Source organism: Tumebacillus lacus, assembly GCF_026410385.1.
Classification (GTDB): Bacteria; Bacillota; Bacilli; order Tumebacillales; family Tumebacillaceae; genus Tumebacillus; species Tumebacillus lacus.
The window spans coordinates 425838-442344 of sequence record NZ_JAPMLT010000001.1 but is presented as its reverse complement, the minus strand read 5'-3'; the positions used below and the strand labels follow the sequence as shown (position 1 = coordinate 442344).

The following is a 16507-nucleotide window of genomic DNA, read 5'->3' as shown; positions in this document are numbered from 1 at the left end:
TTTGCTGAAAAAAGTCCTCGTCACCTCGCTCGCCCTTCTCCTCGCTCTGCTCGCAGCGGCGGGAGGGGGCGGCTACTGGTACGTCCATCGCTCGCTCGCTGTCACGGCGGGGGAGTTGCTCGTCGGCGTCGACCGGCCGGTCCGCATCGACCGGGACGCGTACGGCGTGCCGCATATTCAGGCGGAGACGGAGCACGACGCCTACTTTGCCCAAGGCTACGTCCACGCGCAGGACCGCCTGCTTCAGATCGAACTGACCCGTCGCGCCATCAACGGCGGGCTGTCCGCTCTGATGGGGGAGAGTACCCTCGTCTCAGACCGGTTCTACCTGACCATCGGCTTCCAACGCGCCGCAGAAGAGGCCGTGCCAAAGCTTCCCGACGACACCCGTCGCGCCTTGCAAGCGTACGCCGACGGCATCAACAACTTCATCGCCGACGCCAAAACGACCGGCAAGCTCCCGGCTGAATTCAAAGCGCTCGGCATCGACCCGGCACCGTGGCAGATCGCTGACACCCTCGCCATCGGCAAAGTGATGGCGTGGGACCTCGGCGGCAACATGCGCACCGAACTGTTCCTGAGCCAACTCGTCCCGCAGGTCGGCCCGGAAAAAGCGCTTTCGCTGGTCCCGTTCGCCCTCAACGTCAAACCGTCGGACCTCGTCGACCAACACCCGGTCGCCGCGCAGAGCGACAGCCGGATCGGCGACCTGCTCCACCTGATCGCGCAAGCCCGCGACATGGGCACGCCCGGGGAAGGCATCGGCTCCAACAACTGGGTCGTCTCCGGAGCGAAAAGCGCATCCGGCAAACCGCTGCTCGCCAGCGACATGCATCTGATGCTCGGTGCGCCGTCGATCTTTTACCAAAACAGCTTGGTCGTCCCCGGTGTCATGAACGTCTCCGGCGCGATCTTCCCAGGCGTGCCCGGCGTGATCGTCGGTCATACCGACCGCACCTCCTGGGCGTTCACCAACGGCATGACCGACGTCCAAGATCTGTACATCGAAAAGCCTCACCCGCAAAACCCGCACCAGTTCGCCTACAACGGTACCTACGAGACGGCCAAAGTCTACCCGCAGGAGATCGACGTCAAAGGCAAAGAGCCGGTCAAATTTGACGTCCTCGTCACGCGTCACGGCCCGATCATCACCGATCTGCTCGAACCGCTGGAAGACACCGGCGTCCTGTCGACCCCGATCCAGCAACGGGTCGCGAACCAAGTCACCGAGCCGCTCGCTCTGAGATGGGTTGCGCACGACTTCTCCGATGAGATCGGCGCGATGCTGCGCTTCAACAAAGCGAAGGACTGGACCGCGTTTGAAGCCGCCCTGCGCGACTTTTACGCCCCGGTGCAAAACGTCATCTACGCCGATGTCGACGGCAACATCGCATGGCGGCACAACGGTCACATTCCGATCCGCAAAAAAGGCACCGGCTTGCTGCCTGTGCCGGGCTGGAATGACGAATACGAGTGGACGGGCTACATCCCGTGGGAAGAACTCCCGCAAACCGTCAATCCGCCGGACGGCGTGATCGCCACCGCCAACAACCGCGTCATCGATGCCAGCTATCCGTACGCCCTGGCGCACGAATGGGAACCGAACTACCGCGTCGACCGGATCAAAGAGCTACTGGGCGAAAAGCCCAAGCTCACCGTCGACGACTTCACCAAGATGCACACCGACTGGAAAAACCGCCAAGCCCTGCAAAATCTCCCGGTCTGGCTCAAGATCTTGGAAGCGGGGGAGTGGAGCCCGCTCGAAACCGAGGCTCTGCAAGCCCTGAGGGATTGGTCGCCAAACCCGACCGACCACCCGGACCTGATCGGCCCGTCGATCTATCACAACACCTACCTGAAAATCGTCGAAGCGACCTACAAACCGCTGCTCGGCGACAAACTGTACTACCAGTTCATGCGCACCGGACTGCCGTTCAACGCCGTGGACGCGCTGTTCCAACAGGAGCAGCCGATCTGGTTCCAATCGACCGAGCAGACCACCGCGCAGGTCGTCCGCGACGGATTTCGAACGGCCGTCGCCGACCTCGCCGCCAAACACGGCGACAACGCGGAAAAATGGAAGTGGGGCACCCTGCACCAACTCACGCTGTCCCATCCGCTCGGCGGGATCAAACCGCTGCACCTGCTGTTCAACGACGGCCCGTATCCGACAGGGGGCAGCAACCACACGGTCGGCATGGGCGGCTTCCCGAAGACAAAGCCGTTCCAGATGGTGCTCGGCGCGCCGTGGCGTTTCGCCGTCGACATGGGCGACCCGTCGGCTGCACGCGACATCATGATCCTCGGCGCATCGGCACAACTGGGCAGCCCGCATTACAAAGACCAGACGCAACTGTGGATCACCGGGCAGACCAAATCTCTGCACAGCGAAACGGTCGAAACGTTGCTCCTTCAACCGGCGTCCTCTTTGTAGTACTATAGAAAAGAGGAAATAAGTCCCACAAGGAGGCAACCGATCATGAAATCTTTGATCGTCATCGACTATACCAAAGACTTTGTCGACGGAGCCCTGCCGGTCGGAGAGCCTGGCATCGCGCTGGAAGACCGCATCTGCGAACTGACCGAAGAGTTCGTGCAAAACGGCGATTTTGTTGTCATGGGAGTCGACCTGCACCACAGAGACGACCCCTATCACCCGGAGACCAAACTGTTCCCGCCGCACAACATCGACGGCACTCCGGGCCGCGACCTCTACGGCCGTCTCGCAGACGTCTACAAGGTGCACGCCGACCGAATCTACTGGATGGACAAAACGCGCTACTCCGCGTTCGCAGGCACCGACCTCGAACAAAAACTGCGCGCCCGCGGCATCACCGAAGTGCACCTGATCGGCGTCTGCACCGACATCTGCGTCCTGCACACCGCCGTCGACGCCTACAACAAAGGCTTTCGGATCGTCGTCCACGCCGACGCGGTCGCCTCCTTCAACGAGGCAGGCCACGACTGGGCGCTCGGTCATTTCACCGGCTCCTTGGGAGCGACCGTCGTAAAAAAATAAGCGCAAAAACGCCCGGATTCTACATCTCCGGGCGTTTTTTGTTGAATCTGTGCGAATAATCTAATTTCCACGGGAATACGCAAAAAAAAGACTGCCGAGCCTGAGACTCGACAGTCTTTTTCTTATTTCCCGATCCCGCAAACTTACTTCGCGAGGTCGAGGAGTACGGTTTGCAGGATGCCGCCGTTCTTGTAATAGAGAACGTCGACGACAGAGTCGAGGCGAACGATCGCGTCGAATTCTTTCACTGCGCCGTCATCGGTTTTTGCGGTGACTTTCACGGTTTGACCCGGTTTCACGTCATCGGACAGGCCGACGATGGAGAAGGTCTCGGAACCGGTCAGGCCGAGGTCTTTGTGAGACTTGCCGCCAGCGAACTGGAGCGGGAGCACGCCCATGCCAACGAGGTTGGAACGGTGGATGCGCTCGAAGGACTCTGCGATGACAGCCTTCACGCCGAGGAGGAAGGTGCCTTTCGCTGCCCAGTCACGGGAGGAGCCGGTGCCGTACTCTTTGCCTGCGAGGACAACGAGCGGGGTGCCTGCTTCTTGATACTTCATCGAAGCATCGTAGATCGACATGACTTCGCCGGTCGGGATGTAGGTGGTCACGCCGCCTTCGGTGCCCGGAGCCATTTGGTTGCGGATGCGGATGTTTGCAAACGTACCGCGGGTCATGACGCGGTCGTTGCCGCGACGGGAGCCGTAGGAGTTGAAGTCCACCGGTTTGACGCCGTTCTCTTGCAGGTATTTGCCTGCCGGAGAGTCAGCCTTGATGTTGCCGGCCGGGGAGATGTGGTCGGTGGTGACAGAGTCGCCGAGGACCGCCATCGCACGAGCGTTCAGGATGTCTTCGATCTTGCCGTCGGTCGACAGGTTCTTGAAGAACGGCGGCTCTTGGATGTAGGTGGAGTTCTCATCCCAGTTGTACAGGACGCCAGTCGGAGCATCGATCGCGTTCCACGCTTCGTTGAAGGTGAAGACGTTCTCGTAGGTGTTGCGGAACATCGCCGGTTCCAGCGCTGCGTTGAGGGTTTCCTTGATCTCTTGGTGGGACGGGAAGATGTCCTTGAAGAAGACCGGGTTGCCCTGTTGGTCATGGCCGAGCGGCTCGGTTGCAAAGTCGATGTCGACAGTGCCCGCGATCGCGTACGCCACGACGAGCGGCGGGGAAGCGAGGTAGTTCGCTTTGACTTGCTGGTGGATACGGCCTTCGAAGTTGCGGTTGCCGGACAGGACGGAGGTCACAGTCAGGTCGTTGTCCGCAATCGCCTGCGAGACTTCTTCCGGCAGCGGGCCGGAGTTGCCGATGCAGGTGGTGCAACCGTAGCCGGTGATGTGGAAGTTCAACGCTTCCAGCGGCTTGAGCAGGTCTGCTTTTGCCAGGTAGTCCGCGACGACGCGAGAGCCCGGTGCCAGCGAGGTTTTCACGTACGACGGAACGGTCAGGCCTTTTGCGACCGCTTTCTTCGCGAGGAGACCTGCTGCCAGCATGACGCTCGGGTTCGACGTGTTGGTGCAAGAGGTGATCGCCGCGATGACGACAGCGCCGTTTTTCATCGTGGTGGTCTTGCCGTTTTTGTGGGAGACGGAGACTTCTTTCGCGAGGTCAGCGTCAGACAGGCCAAAGCCGCCGTCTGCGATCGACTTGCGAACGACCGTGTTCCACTCTTTTTTCATATCGGTCAGCACGACTTTGTCCTGCGGACGCTTCGGACCTGCCAGCGTCGGAACGACGGTGGAGAGGTCGAGCTCGACTACATCGGAGTATTCCGGGGTCGGAGCGCCGTCTACGCGGAACATGCCTTGTGCTTTGTAGTATTCGCGAACGAGTTCGATCTGCTCTTCTTCGCGGCCGGTCAGACGCAGGTAGTTGAGCGTCTCTTCGTCAACCGGGAAGAAGCCGACCGTTGCGCCGTATTCCGGAGCCATGTTTGCGACCGTTGCGCGGTCAGCCAGCGACATGTGGTCGAGGCCGTCGCCGAAGTACTCGACAAATTTGCCAACAACGCCTTTTTTGCGGAGGATGTTGGTGACGGTCAGCGCCAGGTCGGTCGCGGTCGCGCCTTCCGGCAGCGAGCCGGTCAGCTTGAAGCCGACGACTTCCGGGGTGACGAAGTACAGCGGTTGGCCGAGCATGCCCGCTTCTGCCTCGATGCCGCCAACGCCCCAGCCGACGACGCCAAGACCGTTGATCATCGTGGTGTGGGAGTCGGTGCCGACGAGGGAGTCCGGGAAGACTTGGGTTTCGCCGTTTACTTCTTTGGTCATCGCAACGGATGCCAAGTACTCGAGGTTGACTTGGTGAACGATACCGGTCGCCGGCGGAACCGCGCGGAAGTTATCGAACGCCGATTGTGCCCAACGCAGGAAGCGGTAGCGCTCTGCGTTGCGCTCAAACTCGATGCGCATGTTTTCATCCATCGCGTCGTCGGAGCCGTGTACGTCGACCATGACCGAGTGGTCGATGACGAGGTCTACCGGCACGAGCGGGTTGATCTTGTTCGGATCTTGGCCGATGCGGTCCATCGTCGCGCGCATCGCTGCGAGGTCGACGACAGCCGGAACGCCGGTGAAGTCCTGGAGGACGATACGAGCCGGTTTGAACGGAACCTCTTGGTTCGGGTCGCGCTCTTGGGTCCAGTTCGCGAGTTTTTGGATGTGCTCGGTGGTTACGCCTACGCCGTCTTCGGTGCGCAGTGCTGCTTCGAGCAGGACTTTGATCGAATACGGCAGTTTGGAAACAGAACCGATACCTGCTTCTTCGAGAGCCGGGAGCGAGTAGTAGGTGAAGTTTTTGCCGCCTACAGACAGCTCACGGCGAGTTTTGTAATGGTCGTTATGAGACATTTGATGAGACCCCTTTCCGAACTCGGCGTTCCACAGAGTGAAACGTCGTTTCGTTTTATGATACTATTATATATGAGAAACTCTCCTTCGGGCAACACCATTCCCATCATAATATCCCAAAAAGGCAGGAGTCTACGCAGAGCCGCTCACCTTTTCGCATAGAACTGCGCAAATCACCCACAATAAGGAAAACAACATGCACTCGTTGCGCGAAGGAGTGGGCTTATGGATCCGCATCAACCCAGTTCCCGAAGCCGCGTCCGCCGGCCGCTGGTGAAATTGGCGTCGACCAGTGTCAACTTGATTCATCGACGCAACCCGTGGGTGATGGCTTGGTGGTCTACCGCTTTTCCCGGTTTTGGTCAACTGATCTTGGGGCAACACGTCAAAGGATTTGTTCTGATCTTTTGGGAGATCGCCGTCAACGTCGGCAGCCAGTTGAACGTCGCGATCATGTATTCGCTGCAAGGCCAGTTTGAGCGCGCCAAATTGGTGTTGGATCATCGTTGGTTTTTTCTGTACACGCCCGTTTTTATCTACGGGATCTGGGACAGCTATCGCACCACGGTCAGTCTCAACAACAGCTACGGGATGGCCGTCTTTGAAAATGCCAGGATCAATTCCTTTCATATGGACAGCATCAGCGTCAACTTCCTTGACCGGCGTATTCCGTGGGTTGGTATGATCTATTCGCTCTTGATGCCAGGACTCGGACAGCTCTATGTGCATCGCTTGGTCACCGGCTTTTTCATTTTAATTTGGTGGATCGTCATCGCCTATTTCTCCCATGTGACGGAGGCGGTCTATTTCACATGTATCGGCGATTTTGTCCGGGCCAAAGCGGTGGTCGATATGGAATGGCTGCTCTTCCTGCCGTCGATTTACGGATTTGCTTGCTACGAAGCGTACATCACCATCGTCGAGCTGAATAATCTGTTTCGTCGCGAGCAAACACAGTATTTGATCGAGCACTATCAGTCCTCATCCTTCCCGTTGCCGGAGCCAAACCAATGAGCCAAGAGACTGCGATCTGCCTTGTCGCTTCATTTGAACAGAATACTCATTTTGAAATGGCGCTGGTCCATTTGGAACAGATCGGGATAGTCCGCAGTCAATTGTTTGCCGTGCCGTTGGAGAGCAGGTCGATGCCACCGCAATTTTTCGACACGATCAGCCGCTCGGACGGACGTTCTCTGTTTGACGGAGCAGCGGCTCTCGGGACCGTGATGATGGTGTTGGGCAGCATTTACGGTTTTCTCTGGAAATGGGGGCCGATCCTCTGGGGCATCATCGGCTTGTTTATCGGGGGACTGATCGGTTTTGGACTGGATTATCTTTGGACTCGGAGCCAGCAGGTGAAACAGTTGAAAAAACCGATGACCGAGGTCGTGTTGCTCCTGTATTGCCGTCAGGATGAAGCGGATGCGTCAGTAAGGGTACTGTGGCAGCAAGGAGCGCTTGGTGTCGCCCGTCTGGATCGTTCCAAGGACGCTTTTTGTCGAGATTCAGCACATTCAGAAAAATAGAACTTTAATTGAATGAAGCGTATTCGTCGGCGTCTGACAAAAACAGTCAAAATCACTCATCGAAAAGTTTCAGGATCTGTCATATACTATCCTTCGTGGGAATGCAACGAGGGGGACTACCGATGGAGAAAGACCTGCTGCTGCAAAAACAAATCGCCAGACTGCGAGCCAAGATGATCTCAACGGCCGAACGAACCCGCTCCCTGACCGATCAGGATGTGATTCGCATCAGCCAGGAGCTCGACACCTATTTGGTGCAATTGCAACGTATGAAGATGCAACGTATGAATTGACCTTATAGAAGCCATACACGCCTTCCCGCTTGGGAGAGGCATTTCTTTCTAAAAGAGCACCTCACAGCGATTGTGAGATGCTCTTTTTTTGTTGTCGATAGTTTGATTACGGTAAAGTAAGCATCCCTTTCAGCGTCGGAACAGCAGCTCCGCCCACGCGGATCACGGCACCGTCCGGGGAAGAGGAGATCGAGATCTGCAAACGACCCGGACGGCGCATCGCATCGCCTTGAGCAAACGTCAGACGATGCTCCGTCGCGTTGTCCAAGACGCCTTCCAGCACGAGGTAGCCGGCGAGCGCTCCGTTGGCCGATCCGGTGACCGGATCTTCCGGGATGCCGACAGCCGGACCGAAGTCGCGGGTGTAGAGGTCGTAGTCGCCGCCTTTCGATTCCAACGTGAACAGGTGCGTCGTCACCGCTTCCTGTCTTCTATTGATCGCTTCCAACTCACTCAGCATCGGTTGTGCCGCATCGATGGCTGCGCGGGTCTTCACCGGTACCAGCAGATGCCAGTTGCCGGTATGGCCGAGCCGGATCGGGTAACGTGTGTCCAGATCGGACTCTTGCACCCCGACCCACCGGGCGACGTCCGCAGCGGATACCTCCGCATCGCGTACCTTCGGGGTCACCTGCGTCATGACGACGTCGGTCAGCCGGCCGTCCGTCGTCTGCCATTCGACCGGCACGAGGCCGATGTTGGTCTCCAGCACGAGTCGCTCCGCTTTTTCCAGCCAGCCGTAGTCTGTCGCCAGCACCCACGCCGACCCGACGGTCGCATGACCGCAGAACCCGATCTCCGAGGTCGGAGTGAAAAACCGCACTTTCAGATCGGCCTCCGGATGTTGCGGCGGCAGAAGAAATGCCGTTTCCGACAAATTCAGCTCGCGGGCGATGTTTTGCATCTCCTCTTCGGTCAGCGCGCCGGCATCGGGCACCACACCGGCCGGATTTCCGGTGAAAGGCGTTGACGTAAAGGCATCCACATGATAAACGGGGATTTGTTTCATTGTTTTGATCGCTCCTTTTTTGTCTGTCTGTACGTCCACTATACCGCGATGGCATTTTTTAGGGAAGGGGCATTTTTTATACATAAATGTATTGAAAGTTTTGCTAAGAGGGGTAAAATGGAAGTCAAAGGGGAGTGACACACGATGTGGTCGTTGATGAAAGATCGGCGAATGGCTTTTTTGATCTTTGCAAACTTATTTTCTTCTGTGGGGTCCGGTATCACAATGATCGGCATCCCGTGGCTGTTCGTCACCCGCGACGGCGGGGACGCGATCTTTGGTTATACCACGTTGGCGACGACGGCGGCGCTGTTCTTTTTCTCCCCGTACATGGGCGCTTTGATCGACCGTTATTCACGAAAGACGCTGCTGCTCGGCAGTGAAATCGTCGGCGGCACGTTTATGATCGTGTTTGCCCTGTGGGGATTGATCGCCGGGCACTATGAGACTTGGCAGTTAATCCTGATTTATTTCGGTGGATCGCTGTACTATTCCATGCACTATCCGACGCAGTTTGCGTTTACACAGGAGATCTTCTCCCGCGACCAGTACAAAGCGCTCAACTCCGTGCTGGAAGTGCAAAACCAGTCGGCTTCGATGATTGCCGGGGGGCTGGCGAGTCTGCTGATCGACCGAATTGATTTCTCATGGATCTTGCTGGCCGATGCGCTGACGTATGCGGCCGGATTTATTCTCTTTCTTCTGATCCCGTACCAACGAAGTGCCGAGACTGCAGGTTCTGCGGCAGCTAACGTATCCATGTGGCGCAACATCGGCGAGGGTTTTCATTATCTGAAGCAAAAGCCGTTGCTCACCGTCTTCTTCCTATGTACGCTGATGCCGTTCGTCGGCGTGATGCTCGGCAACTATCTGTACCCGGTGTACGTGCAGAGCATCCTGCACGGCACCGCGTCCGTGCTGGGCGCGTCCGACATGATCTACGCGGTCGGCGCGGTGTTGGCCGGGTTGACGATCCCGTTTTTGATCCAACGTTTTGGCTCGTATGGGACAGTGATCGTCACATTTCTCACGTTCACCGCGTCGGTGTTGCTGATCTATGCGTTTCCCATCGTCGGCGTCTTTCTCGCGGTGAAGATCCTCAACGGTTGGGGCAACTCCGGGACGCGGGTGGCGCGCAACACGATCATGATGGAAACGGTACCGAACCACGTAATGGGCCGGGTCAACAGCTTCTTCAACGCAGCCGGGATGGGCATGCGCGTGCTGATGATCGGGATGGCGACCCAGGTCGTGGCCTTCTCGGGCGTGGATACCGCGCTGCTGGTGTTGGCCTTGGTGCTGGCCGTCAGCTTCGCAGGTGTGCTCGCCACCCGCAAGCTGTTTACCGTCCAGAGATCGAAACATCTGCATACGCCGTAGAATACCTGATGGACAGAAAAAAGACGCCCTCCGATACGTCGGTGAGGCGTCTTTTTTGATGAGAGGGATGCGTGTGACCGCTTGCCCGGTGCAGAACGGGATGGGTTGCATCGATGCCTTTGCCCCGTATAGCAGAGGGCTGCGCTTATATTTTGAATTGCTTGATCAGTTCTTGCAGTTCGCCTGCCAACTGCGCCAGAGCTTCCGAAGAAGCGGCGACCTCTTCCATCGAGGCGAGTTGTTCTTCTGCCGCGGCCGACACATTTTGCGTCGACGAAACGGCGTTCTGCGTGTTCATCGCCATCGACTGCATGGTGGAGACCACTTGTTCCGAGCCGACGGACAGTTGCCGGGTGGAAGCGGCGACTTCTTGGATCTGGTCGGTTACAGCTTGGATCGAGTGCTGGATCTGTTTGAACGAGGCGCCTGCCAGATTGACAGTCTGCAACCCGCGAGTGACCTCTTGCGTGCCGTCTGCCATCGAGTCCACGACCGTCAGCGTCTCCGCCTGGATGGAGGAGATCAGCGTGGCGATCTGCTGCGCGGCCTGATTGGACTGTTCGGCCAGTTTGCGCACTTCATCGGCCACGACGGCAAACCCTTTGCCGTGTTCTCCGGCACGGGCCGCCTCGATGGCAGCGTTCAAGGCGAGCAGGTTGGTCTGGGTGGAGATCCCCGTGATGACTTCCAGAATGCGGCCGATCTCCTGCGAACGCTCGCCGAGTCCTTTGACGGAGTGTTCGAGTTCGGTCATCGTCTGCGAGATCGAATTCATCTGCGAGATGGCGGTCTGAATCGACTGGTTGCCGATGCGGACGTTCTCGGTGGCGGTCATGGCGTTTTCCGTCACCTGTTGCGTCACGCCGGCGATCTGCCGGATGGAAAGGGACATCTCTTCCATCGTGCCGACATTCAGTTCTGCGAGCGACATCTGTTGCTCGCTGCCGGCCGCCATCGACTGTGCGGACTCTGCGATGTGCTCAGTGGCTTGAGAGGTTTGTTCCGCGCTCGCCGTGAGCTGCTCGGCCGACGATGCGACATGTTCGGACGTTGCCCCGACCTGTTGGACCAGATGGCGCAAATTTTGGACCATGCTGTTCGTCGACTTTACCAATTGACCGATCTCATCACGGGATCGCACCGTCATCTCGTCTTGGCTCAGATCACCTGCTGCGACGAGACGCAACCGATCCACCACGGCCAAAATCGGCTTGACCAGCATGCGGGTGAAGACGATGGCGATCCCGATCCCAAACGCCAGCACGGCGAGGGAGAGGATCAGGTTGGTCATCGAGAGCTGCTTGCCTTGCTCCAACATGCTGGCTCCGTTGGCCTTCATTTGATTTTCCAGGTCGAGAACTGCCTTGGAATACCCGTCGATCAACGGCACGCCTTGGACGATCACCTCGGTCATGACCATCGTGGTGGCCGTCTCTTTGTCCCCGCTGTCATAGACGCGGAATACCTTTTCTTCCACCAGTTTGCTCCACGCTGCGTCCTGCTGGAGCAGAGCTTGTATCTCTTGGGAGACACCTCGCTTCATTAACTCTTGGGAAATGGCCTGGCTCTCTTCTTTATTTGCTCGGAAGATGTTTTTTAAATTCTCTTCACCGCTCAACACATACGCGCGAGTCAGAGCCATCCGATCCGCCACGGTAAAGCGCAATTTTTCATAAGACATCATCATCGGCAATTCCTGCGTGATCGACCGTTCCACCTGCGTTTCAAATGCCATGATTCCATACTGACTAAACGCGCCGATCCCGGCTACCAAGAGCAACAGGACGGAGAAAAAAGCGAGTATCTTCTGACCAAGCGTCATGTAGAGAAAACCTCCATCATTCGTTTGTTTGGTTATATTCGACTTAACCAGACATAAACCTACACAAACGTAAATAGTAAATGATGGCATGAGATAGCGGAAACAGAAAGGAGGCAGCCTTCCGCACAGGGAAGGCTGCCTCCTTTTTATTTGAAACGTGTGGTTGCCGGATTAGTTCACGCCTACGTTGCTCCAAGCGGTTTGGAGAGCCGTGTAGTAGGAGGAAGACGTGCCGTACAGAGCTGCTACCGCTTGCAGGGTGGCTGCGCGTGCGCCCGAGAAGTTGGTCGAGGAGGTCATGTAGTCGCGGGAAGCGGTGTACCAGACCTTGCCTGCGATCGAACGGGAGCCGATTGCCGTTGCGAAGTTGTAGAACGCTTTGTTCGGGATGCCGGAGTTGGTGTGCACGCCGCCGTTGTCGGAGGTCGTGTTCACGAATTGGTTCATGTGCTCCGGATCGCCGTACGCGCTCGGGTTGGACATCGAACGCAGAGCGTCGCCTGCCTTGCCCGGGGTGTAGACGTCTTCGCCGATCAGCCAGTCGTCGCTGTCCATGACAGCCGCCATCGCATCGGACCAGGACTCGTTCAGTGCACCGGATTGGTTCTGGTACACGAGACCGGAGGTGTATTCGGTGACTGCGTGGGTCAGTTCGTGCGCGACAACGTCATATGCGCCGGACAGAGCGATGAAGGTCACGCCGTCGCCGTCGCCGTAGGTCATTTGCGAACCGTTCCAGAACGCGTTGTTGTAGCTGCGGGAGTAGTGAACGCCGGACACGAGGGTCGCGCCGTTGTTGTTGTACGAGTTGCGGTTGTGCTCGTTGAAGTAGTAGTCGTATACTTTGCCAGCGTAGTAGTGAGCGTCAACGCCTGCACGCTGGACACTGGTATCCCATACGTTGTCGATGTCGCTCATCAGCGTCTTGCTGGAAGTGCTGTTCGCGTAGTCGTAGGTTTGGACAGACGTAGCTTTCGTCTTGTCTTGCAGGTAGTAGGTGCCGTTGCTGAGCATGGTGTTCAGGGACGTCTTGGTGTCGCCCAGAACGCCGGTGCCGGTACCGACAGCAGCGGTGCCGGTGGTCGGCGTGGTGCCGCCGCCCGGTTTGGCTTTGACGAGGGTGTGGTTGGCGTATTCCACACGGTTGAACGAATCGACGATGGAGCCGTCAACCGCATTGACGAAGATCGACCAGTTGCCCGGAGTCTCATCCATGTAGCGAACGGATACTTCATAGGAGAGAACTGCCTTGTCCGCTTTCGGGACAAACACCAGTTTCGCCTGAGCCTCTTCGGTCAGCTCACCAGTGAAGCCGGTGCTTGCCACAGCTTTTTTGATCGCTTCAGCAGAGGAGAGCGACGCTTTTTTAGCGGTCGGAGCCAGATCTTTGTAGCTGCCGGTTACGCCTTGGACGTTGCCGTCTTTCTCGTGGACGATCATCTCGCCGCCAAAGACCGGGATGCCGTCGATCACGCGAGCCAGTTTGGTGTGCGAGACACCGTTGTCGTCCTTGTGGGACTTGGTCACTTTGAAGTGGCCGTTTGCCTGAGCATAGCCAAAGTCGCCTTTGACTTTGTCGAGAGCTTTCAGTGCGCGTTCATCAGCGGTGGCACCCGATACTTTGCCGAGTTTGCCGACGACGTTGTGCACGTGACCCGTCTCGTTTTTCAGGACTTGCTTGTCGCTTGCGGCGCCTGCGTTCATCGACAGTGCCGAAGCAACCATCGAGGACAGCACAAGGGTGGTGATGACTTTCTTGTTCATTTGGTAATTCCTCCCTTTTGTTCGAGGGCGTTTTTTTTGTTTTTGTGTCGCCCTTGCAAGAAATCTACACCATACCAAAACTTTCTGTCAACTAATTTTCCGAATATTTTTATGGTGGAATGAATATTTTTGAATAGTTTCAATTCAGTAGCTCTGGATCGTGATAAAGCGTTAAATTGAATGTCGCACAACTCACAACACCAGTCAGCATGCGGGATCACGCTTGAAAGCGGTTGCACGCAATCGGTAAGGGCATTTATAAAACAGGCGAGCGGCACATCGAATCGGTCCTGCGACGATGTTTATATTTATTCATTGAAAGGACAAACTTGGTCTCATGCTTATTTAATGAAGAGAAGGTACGGGATTAAAAGATCCCCCTTGGGCAATCACCCATTCACCCCTTGCATCATACCTTGTAACAATCTCTCAAAAAGTGAGGTGGAAGCCAACGTGATGAGGAGCGGTCAAAGGCCGCCTCAGCGGGGCGGGGGCTCGTCGGTTGATGTGATCGATCAGTTCCGCAACGGGGAGGTGGCTTTGAATGAAGCACTACGCAAACTGCATGGGTCGCATACGCCGATCCTCCGCGATGCGCACCGCTCGACTCCGACCGATAAACAACGCTTTCAGTCGATCATGAATGAGCTGGATCAATTGATCGGACTGCGGCAGGTGAAGACGCTGGTGAAGGAGATCTACGCGTTTATCCAGATCCAGCAAAAACGCCAGCAGGCGAAACTCGCCACCGAGCCGATCGTGTTGCATATGATCTTCAAAGGCAACCCCGGAACGGGGAAGACGACTGTCGCGCGAATCTTGGCAAAACTTTTGCGTGAAATGGGCGTACTATCAAAAGGTCATCTCGTGGAAGTCGAACGGGCAGACCTCGTCGGAGAATATATCGGGCACACAGCGCAAAAAACCCGCGACCACGTCAAAAAGGCGTTGGGCGGGATCATGTTTATCGATGAAGCGTACTCCCTGGCTCGCGGCGGGGAAAAAGACTTTGGCAAAGAGGCCATCGACACGATGGTAAAGGCGATGGAGGACCACAAAAACGATTTTGTCCTGATTCTCGCCGGGTACGACACGGAAATGGAACAATTCCTGCGCACCAATCCGGGCTTGCCTTCCCGCTTTCCCATCGTGCTGAACTTCGAAGACTATACGGAGCAAGAGCTGATGCAGATCGCCGATACGATGCTGCGCAAACGGGAATACAAACTGTCGCCGGAGTCATCGTCAAAATTGCGCACCTACTTGCGCAATTCGACGCAGCAGCAGGGAAAACGGAACTTCAGCAACGCGCGGATGGTGCGCAACGTGATTGAGCGGGCGGTGCGCCTGCAAGCGGTGCGGTTGCTGGAAGCGCGCAATCCGACCCGTGACGAGTTGATGAAGATCGAGCCGGATGATCTGGTTTTCGAGGAGGGACCCCGAGATGAAGAACTGTCTTTTGGTGGGCCGTACCAACGTCGGTAAGACGATCTTTTGCATCAACTTCGCCGAGTATCTCGGGTTGACCCGCATGGAGGTCCTCTTTCAACTGCCGGACGGCACCACCCGTCAACGCAAATACGACATGGTCAAAGCCCGCCACGAACTGTCGGGCGGCGGCATCCACAAGACGCGCAATCTGCAGTCCATCTCGCTGGAACTGCCGCGCGGCAAAGGGGTGCGCGAGTTTAAACTGACCGACTCGACGGGACTGGCAGACGGCATTCCGACCGATCTCGAGATGCGCGAGGCGATGGCGCAAACGTTGGAACAACTGCGACAGGCGGACTGTGTGTTGCACATGGTGGACGCGCCGGAGATCCACAGGGCAGGAGGGCTTGGCAAACTGGGCGAGCTCGACCAGCAGGTCGCCGAGATCGGCCAGCGCAAAAGCGGGTATCTCTGCCTCGTCAACAAGACGGATCTGCCCGAGGGGCAGCGCGGGTTTCGCTTGCTGGAAAAGGAGTTAAAAGGGGTAAACCTGCTGCCGATCTCCGCTTTGTACCGCCACGGGTTCCGGGAGGTGAAAGAACATGTTTGGCGTCTGGTCTAGCCTGCTGGTCGAGACTCTCGGCATCGTGCTGGCGGGACTGACGATCAAATTGATGGATGACTGGCTCGACATCGAGTACGACCAGTGCATCGGCCGGCACACGCTGGCGATCCGCCTCGGGCGGGCCTGCCTGCCGTATGCGCTGGTCTCGCTGGCCTTGGCGATGGCCTTGGCTCCGGAGGTGGCGTTGACGCTGTTCTTTGCCGCCTATGCGATCGGGATGGGCCATGATCTGCGGGAACGGATGCCGACGCAGTTGCCCGGTTGGTTGGAATCGATCCTCGCGGTGCTGCTCTCTGTTCTTGTCGGCGGCTTTTGGCTGACGGTGTGGGCGGTGTGCGCGATGGGGATGATCCAGTTGCTCGATGATCTGATGGATGTGCAAAAGGACCGCCGCTCCGGTCAGAACAATCTCGTGTTGCGGTACGGGCTGGTCGAGGTGACGATCCTGATGTTCATCTGTCTGTTGGCGGCGGTGCTGCTCTCGCCGCTGCGCACGGTGGAAGTGATGCTGGCGATGCCGCTCGTGCATATCGTGCTGTCACTGCTCACCGGGCTGGAACTGCGAGGTCGGAAGGAGGAGTCTGGATGAGCACAGGCGTGATCTTGCTGCTGTTGCTGCTTTCGATTCTGGTCGGCTACTCGGTCGGACGCCGCATTGGCTACGTAAACGGCCTGGAGGGCGGCCGCGCCCTCTCACGGATCGAACTCCGCGAGCAGAGCTACCGGGATGGGAAATGTCCGATCTGCGACCAGAAGGGTTGAACGGGAAAAGGGCCGCATCGTCGAAGG

14 protein-coding genes are annotated in these 16507 nt (G+C 57.3%); 10 read left to right on the top strand and 4 right to left on the bottom strand.

Annotated elements, in window-relative coordinates; all coding sequences use genetic code 11:
* Window position 1: 1 nt before the first annotated feature.
* Window positions 2-2434 (top strand): penicillin acylase family protein, encoded by a 2433-nt coding sequence (locus OS242_RS02290; RefSeq protein ID WP_267150038.1) that lies wholly within the window; start codon window positions 2-4, stop codon window positions 2432-2434.
* Between the two features lie 45 nt (window positions 2435-2479).
* On the top strand, window positions 2480-3019 hold the full coding sequence (locus tag OS242_RS02285) for a cysteine hydrolase family protein (protein WP_267150037.1): 540 nt from the start codon (window positions 2480-2482) through the stop codon (window positions 3017-3019).
* 143 nt (window positions 3020-3162) lie between these two features.
* Here the strand turns inward: OS242_RS02285 and acnA are convergent, their stop codons facing one another.
* On the bottom strand, window positions 3163-5868 hold the full coding sequence (gene acnA, locus OS242_RS02280) for an aconitate hydratase AcnA (RefSeq protein ID WP_267150036.1): 2706 nt from the start codon (window positions 5866-5868) through the stop codon (window positions 3163-3165).
* A 225-nt stretch (window positions 5869-6093) separates the two neighbouring features.
* Between acnA and OS242_RS02275 the strand changes: the two genes are divergently transcribed.
* The 3 genes from OS242_RS02275 to OS242_RS02265 all read left to right on the top strand — a co-directional run bounded on the left by OS242_RS02275 (window position 6094) and on the right by OS242_RS02265 (window position 7687).
* Window positions 6094-6882, top strand: a complete 789-nt coding sequence (locus OS242_RS02275) for a hypothetical protein (protein ID WP_267150035.1) — start codon at window positions 6094-6096, stop codon at window positions 6880-6882.
* Window positions 6879-7394, top strand: coding sequence for a hypothetical protein (locus OS242_RS02270; protein ID WP_267150034.1), 516 nt, complete (start codon window positions 6879-6881; stop codon window positions 7392-7394). The genes OS242_RS02275 and OS242_RS02270 overlap by 4 nt, the downstream gene beginning before the upstream one ends.
* Before the next feature lie 122 nt (window positions 7395-7516).
* Window positions 7517-7687 (top strand): aspartyl-phosphate phosphatase Spo0E family protein, encoded by a 171-nt coding sequence (locus OS242_RS02265; protein ID WP_267150033.1) that lies wholly within the window; start codon window positions 7517-7519, stop codon window positions 7685-7687.
* A 106-nt stretch (window positions 7688-7793) separates the two neighbouring features.
* Here OS242_RS02265 and OS242_RS02260 read toward each other — a convergent pair whose 3' ends face one another.
* Window positions 7794-8696, bottom strand: coding sequence for a PhzF family phenazine biosynthesis protein (locus tag OS242_RS02260; RefSeq protein ID WP_267150032.1), 903 nt, complete (start codon window positions 8694-8696; stop codon window positions 7794-7796).
* A gap of 144 nt (window positions 8697-8840) precedes the next feature.
* Here OS242_RS02260 and OS242_RS02255 point away from each other — a divergent pair, with 144 nt between their 5' ends.
* Window positions 8841-10076: an MFS transporter gene (locus tag OS242_RS02255; RefSeq protein ID WP_323372883.1), complete on the top strand. Its 1236-nt coding sequence runs from the start codon at window positions 8841-8843 to the stop codon at window positions 10074-10076.
* A 145-nt stretch (window positions 10077-10221) separates the two neighbouring features.
* Here the strand turns inward: OS242_RS02255 and OS242_RS02250 are convergent, their stop codons facing one another.
* On the bottom strand, window positions 10222-11898 hold the full coding sequence (locus OS242_RS02250; RefSeq protein WP_267150031.1) for a methyl-accepting chemotaxis protein: 1677 nt from the start codon (window positions 11896-11898) through the stop codon (window positions 10222-10224).
* Between the two features lie 171 nt (window positions 11899-12069).
* Window positions 12070-13662, bottom strand: a complete 1593-nt coding sequence (locus tag OS242_RS02245; RefSeq protein WP_267150030.1) for a M4 family metallopeptidase — start codon at window positions 13660-13662, stop codon at window positions 12070-12072.
* A 456-nt stretch (window positions 13663-14118) separates the two neighbouring features.
* Here OS242_RS02245 and spoVK point away from each other — a divergent pair, with 456 nt between their 5' ends.
* Genes spoVK through OS242_RS02225 form a run of 4 tightly spaced genes read left to right on the top strand, consistent with a single transcriptional unit; the run spans window position 14119 to window position 16480 of the window.
* Window positions 14119-15147, top strand: a complete 1029-nt coding sequence (gene spoVK, locus OS242_RS02240) for a stage V sporulation protein K (protein WP_267150029.1) — start codon at window positions 14119-14121, stop codon at window positions 15145-15147.
* Window positions 15107-15715, top strand: a complete 609-nt coding sequence (locus OS242_RS02235; RefSeq protein WP_267150028.1) for a GTPase — start codon at window positions 15107-15109, stop codon at window positions 15713-15715. Before spoVK ends, OS242_RS02235 begins: the two co-directional genes overlap by 41 nt.
* Window positions 15696-16307: a hypothetical protein gene (locus OS242_RS02230; RefSeq protein ID WP_267150027.1), complete on the top strand. Its 612-nt coding sequence runs from the start codon at window positions 15696-15698 to the stop codon at window positions 16305-16307. The genes OS242_RS02235 and OS242_RS02230 overlap by 20 nt, the downstream gene beginning before the upstream one ends.
* Window positions 16304-16480 (top strand): hypothetical protein, encoded by a 177-nt coding sequence (locus OS242_RS02225; RefSeq protein ID WP_267150026.1) that lies wholly within the window; start codon window positions 16304-16306, stop codon window positions 16478-16480. The genes OS242_RS02230 and OS242_RS02225 overlap by 4 nt, the downstream gene beginning before the upstream one ends.
* Window positions 16481-16507: the final 27 nt, after the last annotated feature.

Bases quoted from the DNA above. Each gene is read 5' to 3' on its own strand.
- OS242_RS02285 (WP_267150037.1), top strand. From the start codon at position 2,480: ATGAAATCTTTGATCGTCATCGACTATACCAAAGACTTTGTCGACGGA.
- acnA (WP_267150036.1), bottom strand. From the start codon at position 5,868: ATGTCTCATAACGACCATTACAAAACTCGCCGTGAGCTGTCTGTAGGC.
- OS242_RS02275 (WP_267150035.1), top strand. From the start codon at position 6,094: ATGGATCCGCATCAACCCAGTTCCCGAAGCCGCGTCCGCCGGCCGCTG.
- OS242_RS02270 (WP_267150034.1), top strand. From the start codon at position 6,879: ATGAGCCAAGAGACTGCGATCTGCCTTGTCGCTTCATTTGAACAGAAT.
- OS242_RS02265 (WP_267150033.1), top strand. From the start codon at position 7,517: ATGGAGAAAGACCTGCTGCTGCAAAAACAAATCGCCAGACTGCGAGCC.
- OS242_RS02260 (WP_267150032.1), bottom strand. From the start codon at position 8,696: ATGAAACAAATCCCCGTTTATCATGTGGATGCCTTTACGTCAACGCCT.
- OS242_RS02255 (WP_323372883.1), top strand. From the start codon at position 8,841: ATGTGGTCGTTGATGAAAGATCGGCGAATGGCTTTTTTGATCTTTGCA.
- OS242_RS02250 (WP_267150031.1), bottom strand. From the start codon at position 11,898: ATGACGCTTGGTCAGAAGATACTCGCTTTTTTCTCCGTCCTGTTGCTC.
- OS242_RS02245 (WP_267150030.1), bottom strand. From the start codon at position 13,662: ATGAACAAGAAAGTCATCACCACCCTTGTGCTGTCCTCGATGGTTGCT.
- spoVK (WP_267150029.1), top strand. From the start codon at position 14,119: ATGAGGAGCGGTCAAAGGCCGCCTCAGCGGGGCGGGGGCTCGTCGGTT.
- OS242_RS02235 (WP_267150028.1), top strand. From the start codon at position 15,107: ATGAAGAACTGTCTTTTGGTGGGCCGTACCAACGTCGGTAAGACGATC.
- OS242_RS02230 (WP_267150027.1), top strand. From the start codon at position 15,696: ATGTTTGGCGTCTGGTCTAGCCTGCTGGTCGAGACTCTCGGCATCGTG.
- OS242_RS02225 (WP_267150026.1), top strand. From the start codon at position 16,304: ATGAGCACAGGCGTGATCTTGCTGCTGTTGCTGCTTTCGATTCTGGTC.